Consider the following 6,092-nt stretch of genomic DNA (forward strand, 5'->3'; position numbering starts at 1 on the left):
TTCATGATCGAGTCACCCGCGGCCTGCCGCATCCATGTCCAGGCCCTCGCCGCGACGTTTCAAGCGCAAGCGGAGCAATGGGCCGAACGTCTCGGCCTGCCGCTCGCCGAGGCTGACGGCGAGTTCGCCTTGCAGGTCGGCGAGCAGGGTTTGCAACTGCAACAACTCGGCCCGGACGCACCGGGGCCGGTGCGGGTCGACTTTGTCGAGGGCGGCGCGGCGCATCGGCGTTTGTACGGTGGCGGTAGCGGGCAGATGATCGCCAAAGCGGTCGGTATCGCCCAAGGCGTGCGCCCGCGCGTGCTGGATGCCACGGCGGGGCTGGGCAAGGATGCGTTCGTCCTCGCCAGCCTCGGCTGTGAAATGAGCCTGATCGAGCGCCAGCCGTTGATTGGCGCGCTGCTGGAAGACGGTCTGGCGCGGGCGGCGGAGGATTTCGACGTAGCGCCGATCGTGGCGCGGATGAAGCTGCTCAAGGGCAATTCCATCGAGGTCATGCGCCATTGGGAAGGCGAGCCGCCGCAGGTGATCTATCTCGACCCGATGTTTCCGCATCGTGAGAAGACCGCGTTGGTGAAGAAGGAAATGCGCCTGTTCCGACCACTGGTCGGCGATGACCCGGATGCACCAGCCTTGCTCGAAGCCGCGCTGGCGTTGGCCACGCACCGGGTCGTGGTCAAGCGCCCGCGCAAAGCGCCTTGCATTGACGGGCCGAAGCCTAGCCATGCGCTGGATGGCAAGTCGAGCCGGTATGACATTTACCCGAAGAAAGCGCTAAAACCTTAAAACCGAGTCGCGCCAATCGCTGGCAAGCCAGCTCCCACAGGGTTTGGTGGTGTGTACACAGTTTGTGATCACACCCAAATCCTTGTGGGAGCTGGCTTGCCAGCGATGGCGGCAGTGCCGACACCGCAGAAATCAGGGTCGATAAGCGCGCATAAACAAAGCCACTACTTCCTGAATATGGCGTTCTGAAGCCTCTTCGCTCAACGGCTCGCCACAGCCATACAACAGCCGAAAATTCCCTGCACCCTTGATCAGGCAAAAGAAATGCTCGGCGGCATTGCGCGGCAGATCGATGTTCAGCGCGCCGGTCTCGTGGATACGCGTCAACAGTCGCTCCATGCCCTGCACCATGCGCTCCGGGCCGGCCTGGAAAAAGATCAGCGAAAGGCTCGGGTCCTGACTGCCCAGCGCCATGATCAGCCGGTGCAGGTTCACCGATTCCTCACTGTTGATCAGTTGATGAAAGCCTCGGGCAATGTTCAGCAACACATTTTCCACCGCAATGCCTTCCGGCAATTCGAAAAACAGCGGCGGCAATTGCTCTTCGCATTTGGCCACTACGGCGGCAGAGAACAAGGTCTCCTTGTCGTTGAAATGGCTGTAGACCGTCAGTTTTGACACGCCGGCCTCGTTAGCCACCGCGTCCATGCTGGCGTTGGCGTAACCGTGCGTAAGAAAGAGGATTTTCGCCGCGTCGAGGATGGCCTGGCGCTTGGCCAGATCCTTGGGGCGGCCTGGGCCGTTTGGAGCTGCAGGATTGTTCGACATTCTTCGCTTTTAATACTGGACTGGTGAGTTTGCTATTAATACCATACCGGCCAGTATAAATATTCCAAGCACCATTAGCGAAAGGTCCGTCACCATGTTCCGCCATGCGTTGTCCTTTGCACTGCCAGCGAGTCTGGCGTTTCTGTTGTCGGCGTGCGGTCAGGAAGAGGTGACGCAAGTCACCGTGCGACCGGCCATGGTGGTGCAGCCAGAGCCTTCGGCGCAGGCGATGGAAAGTTATCCCGGTGAAGTCCGTGCGCGTTACGAGCCGGACCTGGCGTTTCGTATTGGCGGCAAGGTCAGCCGACGACTGGTCGATGAAGGCCAGCGCGTGAAAGCTGACCAGCCCTTGGCCGAACTCGATCCGCAGGATGTACGCCTGCAACTGGAAGCCACGCGCGCCCAGGTCGCTGCCGCCGAAGCCAATCTGAATCTGGTGCGCGCCGAGCGGGATCGCTACAAAACCCTGATGGAGCGGCAGATGGTCAGCCGCTCGGCCTACGACAACGCCGAAAATCTATACCGCTCCGGCGAAGCACGCCTTAAACAAATCAAAGCCGAATTCAACGTCTCCACCAACCAGGCCAGCTATGCAGTACTGCGCGCGCCGCAGGATGGCGTGGTGGCCAAACGCTCGGTGGAAGTTGGGCAAGTGGTCGCTGCCGGGCAAACCGTGTTCACCCTCGCTACCGACGGTGAACGTGAAGTCTTGATCAGCCTGCCGGAGCAAAGCTTCGGCCGCTTCAAGGTCGGGCAGCCTGTCACCGTGGAATTGTGGACCCAGCAGAACCAGCGCTTCGCCGGGCAGATCCGCGAATTGTCGCCAGCGGCCGATCCGCGTTCGCGGACTTTCGCCGCACGAATTTCCTTTGCCAGCGGCAAAGTCCCGGCTGAGCTGGGCCAGAGCGCGCGGGTCTTCGTGCAATCCGCCGACAAAGTGTCCTTGTCAGTGCCGCTATCGGCCGTCACCGCCGAAAACGGCGCGACCTACGTGTGGGTCGTCAGCGTCAACAACACTTTGAAGAAAACCCCGGTGCGCGTCGGCCCGTTCGGTGAAAAAACCGTACCGGTGCTCGAAGGCTTGAGCGCCAGCGACTGGGTGGTGGCAGCCGGGGTCCATGTGTTGCTCGAAGGTCAGCAGGTGCGGCCGGTGGATCGCTCCAACCGCGTGGTCAATCTGGCGAACAAGGAGTAAGCCCCGATGCGCTTCAACCTCTCTGAATGGGCGCTGCGTAATCGCCAGATCGTACTGTTCCTGATGCTTTTGCTCGCCGTTGTTGGCGCGTTGTCCTACACCAAACTGGGCCAGAGCGAAGATCCGCCGTTCACCTTCAAGGCCATGGTCATTCAGACCCGCTGGCCCGGCGCGACGGCGCAGGAAGTTTCGCGTCAGGTCACCGAGCGCATAGAAAAGAAGCTGATGGAAACCGGCGAATACGAACGCATCATGTCGTTCTCCCGCCCCGGCGAATCGCAAGTCACTTTTATCGCCCGTGATTCGATGCACTCCAAGGACATTCCCGACCTCTGGTATCAGTTGCGCAAGAAAGTCGGCGATATTCGCCAAACCTTGCCGCCGGGCGTTCAAGGGCCGTTTTTCAACGACGAGTTCGGTACCACGTTCGGCAATATCTATGCGTTGACGGGCGACGGTTTCGATTACGCCGTGCTCAAGGATTACGCCGATCGCATCCAGATCCAGCTGCAACGAGTCAAGGATGTCGGCAAGGTCGAACTGCTCGGGCTGCAGGACGAGAAAATCTGGGTCGAGCTGTCCAACGTCAAACTGGCAACCTTGGGTTTGCCGCTGGCCGCGGTGCAGCAAGCGCTGGAAGAGCAGAACGCGGTCTCCACGGCGGGGTTCTTCGAAACCGGCAGCGAGCGTTTGCAGCTACGGGTCTCGGGAAATTTTCAGACAGTCGATGAGATAAAGAACTTTCCGATTCGTGTCGCTGATCGTACGTTCCGCATCGCCGATATCGCTGACGTGCGTCGCGGTTTCAGCGATCCGCCGGCGCCGCGCATGCGATTCATGGGCGACGATGCGATCGGTCTGGCTGTCGCGATGAAGGACGGTGGCGACATTCTGGTGCTCGGCAAAGCGCTGGAAACCGAGTTCTCGCGATTGCAGAAAAACCTCCCGGCCGGCATGCAACTGCGCAAGGTGTCCGACCAACCGGCAGCGGTGAAAACCGGCGTCGGCGAGTTCGTCCAGGTGTTGGTCGAAGCGCTGGCGATCGTGTTGCTGGTGAGCTTTTTCTCCCTCGGCGTACGCACCGGCATGGTCGTCGCGCTGACCATCCCGCTGGTGTTGGCGATGACCTTCGCCTGCATGTATTACCTGGGCATCGGTTTGCACAAGATTTCTCTCGGTGCGCTGGTGCTGGCGTTGGGGTTGCTGGTCGACGATGCGATCATCGCCGTGGAAATGATGGCGATCAAAATGGAACAGGGCTTCGATCGCATCCGCGCCGCGAGCTATGCCTGGACCAGCACCGCGTTCCCGATGCTCACCGGCACCTTGATCACCGCTGCCGGGTTTCTGCCGATTGCCACGGCACAGTCCGGCACTGGCGAATACACCCGTTCGATCTTCCAGGTGGTGACTATTGCACTGCTCGCGTCGTGGGTCGCGGCGGTGATGTTCGTGCCGTATCTGGGGGAAAAACTCCTGCCGGATCTGGCTAAAATTCACGCAGCCAAGCATGGCACCGGCGACGGTCAGCCAGACCCGTACGGCACGCCGTTCTATCAGCGGGTCCGGCGCTTGGTTGAATGGTGTGTGGCGCACCGCAAAACCGTGATCGTGCTGACCGTCGGGCTGTTCATCGCCTCGGTGATGCTGTTCCGCTTTGTCCCGCAACAGTTCTTCCCGGCCTCCAATCGACTGGAGCTGATGGTTGATCTGAAACTGGCCGAGGGCGTGTCGTTGGCTAACACGACCAGCGAGGTCAAACGCCTCGAAGCGCTGCTCAAGGAGCACGCGGGTATCGACAATTACGTGGCTTACGTCGGCACCGGTTCGCCGCGCTTTTATCTGCCGCTCGATCAGCAGCTGCCGGCAGCGAGCTTCGCGCAGTTTGTGGTGTTGGCGAAAACCATCGAGGAGCGAGAGACGCTGCGTATGTGGTTGATTGACACCCTCAACGAGCAATTCCCGACGTTGCGCTCGCGGGTCACACGTCTGGAGAATGGTCCGCCGGTTGGCTACCCGGTGCAGTTCCGCGTGACCGGCGAGCATATCGAAGAGGTTCGCGCGCTTGCCCGCAAGGTAGCGGCCAAGGTTCGCGAAAATCCGCATGTGGTCAATGTGCACCTGGATTGGGAGGAGCCGAGCAAAGTCGTTTACCTGAATATCGATCAGGAGCGTGCGCGGGCGCTGGGCGTGAGCACGGCGAATCTGGCGAAATTCCTGCAGAGTTCGTTGACCGGGTCGAGCGTCAGTCAGTACCGCGAAGACAATGAGTTGATCGAAATCCTCCTGCGCGGAACGGTGCATGAACGCACCGAGTTGTCGCTGCTGCCAAGTCTGGCGGTGCCGACGGACAACGGCCGCAGTGTCGCCTTGTCGCAGATTGCCACGCTTGAATATGGCTTCGAGGAAGGGATCATCTGGCACCGCAACCGCCTGCCGAACGTGACCGTGCGAGCGGATATCTACGGCAAGGAGCAACCGGCAACGCTGGTGAAGCAGATCATGCCGACGCTGGATTCGATTCGCGCCGAATTGCCGGATGGCTACCTGCTGGATGTCGGCGGCACGGTGGAGGATTCTCAGCGTGGGCAGGCGTCGGTGAATGCCGGGGTGCCGATGTTCATCGTGGTGGTGCTGACGCTGTTGATGTTGCAGTTACGCAGTTTTTCGCGCACGGCGATGGTGTTTCTCACAGCGCCACTGGGGTTGATCGGGGTGACGTTGTTTCTGATGGTGTTCCGCCAGCCATTCGGCTTTGTGGCGATGCTGGGGACAATTGCGTTGTCGGGGATGATCATGCGCAATTCGGTGATTCTGGTGGATCAGATCGAGCAGGATATCGCCTCTGGGCTCAAGCCTTGGCAGGCGATTATCGAGGCGACCGTGCGGCGGTTCCGGCCGATTGTGCTGACGGCGCTGGCGGCGGTGCTGGCGATGATTCCGTTGTCGCGCAGTGTGTTCTTCGGGCCGATGGCGGTAGCGATCATGGGCGGGTTGATTGTGGCTACGGCGTTGACGCTGCTGTTTTTGCCGGCGTTGTATGCGGCCTGGTTCAGGGTTCGTCGGGAGGTTTGATTCTTGGCGGCCTTCGGGCCGACCAGGCTCTTGGGGTTTGGGTGAATATCCGGTTTTTCGGGTGTTGCGGCTGGCGGTTTCGCCCTTACGGCGAGTCACCTTTTCCAGACGCCGAAAAGGTAACCGAAAAGGCTTGCTCCTGCGTTCGGCCCCTCGCGGGCTCGGGGTTCCTTCGCTCCGGGATCGATCCGGGCGCAGCGGCTACGGTTTGCTGCGCTGCACCTCCTTCCGCTGTGTCTGGCTGCGCCAGACGGTCGCTGCGCTCCCA

Annotated in this window: 4 protein-coding genes; 3 read left to right on the forward strand and 1 reads right to left on the reverse strand. The window is 60.7% G+C overall.

Going from position 1 to position 6,092, the window contains the following annotated elements; genetic code table 11:
- The first annotated feature begins 3 nt into the window (after positions 1–3).
- Positions 4–786, forward strand: a complete 783-nt coding sequence (locus tag ACYYKW_RS22440; RefSeq protein WP_090288435.1) for a class I SAM-dependent methyltransferase — start codon at positions 4–6, stop codon at positions 784–786.
- Between the two features lie 132 nt (positions 787–918).
- On the opposite strand, the gene ACYYKW_RS22445 is transcribed toward ACYYKW_RS22440, so the two are convergent.
- Positions 919–1,554, reverse strand: coding sequence for a TetR/AcrR family transcriptional regulator (locus ACYYKW_RS22445; protein WP_464991194.1), 636 nt, complete (start codon positions 1,552–1,554; stop codon positions 919–921).
- Positions 1,555–1,648: 94 nt separating this feature from the next.
- Here ACYYKW_RS22445 and ACYYKW_RS22450 point away from each other — a divergent pair, with 94 nt between their 5' ends.
- Together ACYYKW_RS22450 and ACYYKW_RS22455 are read left to right on the forward strand one after the other, a co-directional pair.
- A complete protein-coding gene (locus ACYYKW_RS22450) occupies positions 1,649–2,749 on the forward strand; it encodes an efflux RND transporter periplasmic adaptor subunit (protein ID WP_464991195.1) in 1,101 nt (366 codons plus the stop codon).
- Positions 2,750–2,755: 6 nt separating this feature from the next.
- Entirely contained in the window at positions 2,756–5,824 is a 3,069-nt protein-coding gene (locus tag ACYYKW_RS22455) for an efflux RND transporter permease subunit (RefSeq protein ID WP_093104303.1), read from the forward strand.
- Positions 5,825–6,092 lie beyond the last annotated feature (268 nt).

Source organism: Pseudomonas sp. 15C, assembly GCF_055484735.1.

Excerpts from the sequence above, each read along its gene's own strand:
- ACYYKW_RS22440 (WP_090288435.1), top strand. The coding sequence starts at position 4 with ATGATCGAGTCACCCGCGGCCTGCCGCATCCATGTCCAGGCCCTCGCC.
- ACYYKW_RS22445 (WP_464991194.1), bottom strand. The coding sequence starts at position 1,554 with ATGTCGAACAATCCTGCAGCTCCAAACGGCCCAGGCCGCCCCAAGGAT.
- ACYYKW_RS22450 (WP_464991195.1), top strand. The coding sequence starts at position 1,649 with ATGTTCCGCCATGCGTTGTCCTTTGCACTGCCAGCGAGTCTGGCGTTT.
- ACYYKW_RS22455 (WP_093104303.1), top strand. The coding sequence starts at position 2,756 with ATGCGCTTCAACCTCTCTGAATGGGCGCTGCGTAATCGCCAGATCGTA.